Raw genomic sequence first — 1284 nt, 5'->3', positions numbered from 1 at the left:
TTAGAAGCATATGTATGCCTTAGATCGTGAATGCGTACATTCGCCAGACCCGCTTGTTTCCGAATGCGTCGCCAAGGATGCTGGAAATCGGTTGCATGACTGCCCGGCAGTTTTCCCGCAATCACATAGGGATTGTCGGGGTGGCGGGGCAGGGCGGATAGAACCGCGCGCGCCGCAGCGGGCAACGGGATGCGCCGCGCCCCGGTCTTTGTGTCCGGCAATTGCATGCCTTCGCCTGTAATATAATCCCATTTCAGGGTTTGGATTTCGCCAAGACGACAGCCGGTCAGGATCAGCAGCCGAAACGCCGCGACAATATAGGGCGTTTCCGTGCCTTGCTGTTCAACATCGCACAACACCTGACCAAGGCGCTGTAGTTCCGCGTTTGAGAGATAGCGCTCGCGTTTCACTTCACGATATTTCGGGACATGGCGACAGGGGTTTGACCCGTCGGGCCGCAATCCCCAAATTTCGGACAGGTTGAACATCTTGGATAGCACGCCAAGGGTGCGGTTTGCCTGATACGGTTTGTGCCGGAATTTGTGGTGTAGCTCGGCCACGTCTTTGCGCTCTACGTCCACCACTTTGAAGCTGCCCATCGCCGGGTTGATAAAGAGGTCAATTGCACGGCGATACTCGCCTTGGGTGGACGGTTTGCACCGCTCTTTGACGTGGCTTTCAAAGAACCGCTCGCACAGGGCCGCGACGGTCGGGGCTTTGCGGTGTTGTGAGATTTCTTCGGCGGGGTTTTCGCCCTTGGCGACTTGCCCCATGACTTCCTTTGCCAGCTTGCGTGCTTCATCGACCGTGATCTTGCCGTGCCGCCCGATGGACACCCGGCGGGTTCGGCCACCTTTGCGATACTGAGCTTGATAGGTCTTTGCACCGGACGGCATGACGCGGACGCCAAAACCAACAATTTGTGCGTCCCAGACAAAGTAGTCTTTGGCCTCGGGCGTCAGCGCATCCACGGCGCGTTTGGTCAGTTTGCTCATGGTCTTTTCCCCTATCGCCACGGGTTTCGTGGAAGCACTGTGGAAGCAACTGGAAGCAAACCACAGAGCAACGCGTAAAAGCTGAGCGTAGTCGTCGTCAAATATTAAATAGAAAAAACAATAAGATAGGGTAGGTGGGCGCAATGTGGGGTATCACGTGCAACTGGGGTGGTGCTCTCTCATAACCTGAAGGTCGTAGGTTCAAATCCTACTCCCGCAACCAACTCAAGCGAAGACGCACTTTCTTCAAGGCCCGCCAACTCGGCGGGCTTTGCTTTTTTGAGCATTT

Annotated in this window: 1 protein-coding gene; it reads right to left on the bottom strand. The window is 55.8% G+C overall.

The features are described 5' to 3' along the window. Nucleotides 1-995, bottom strand: a 995-nt coding sequence (locus tag B8991_RS20955) for a tyrosine-type recombinase/integrase (RefSeq protein ID WP_084355216.1), incomplete at its 3' end; no start/stop codon positions are given. Nucleotides 996-1284 lie beyond the last annotated feature (289 nt).

Source organism: Primorskyibacter flagellatus (genome assembly GCF_900176485.1).
Lineage (GTDB): Bacteria > Pseudomonadota > Alphaproteobacteria > Rhodobacterales > Rhodobacteraceae > Primorskyibacter > Primorskyibacter flagellatus.
The sequence above is the reverse complement of the archived record's forward strand: the minus strand, read 5'-3'. Positions and strand labels throughout refer to the sequence as shown.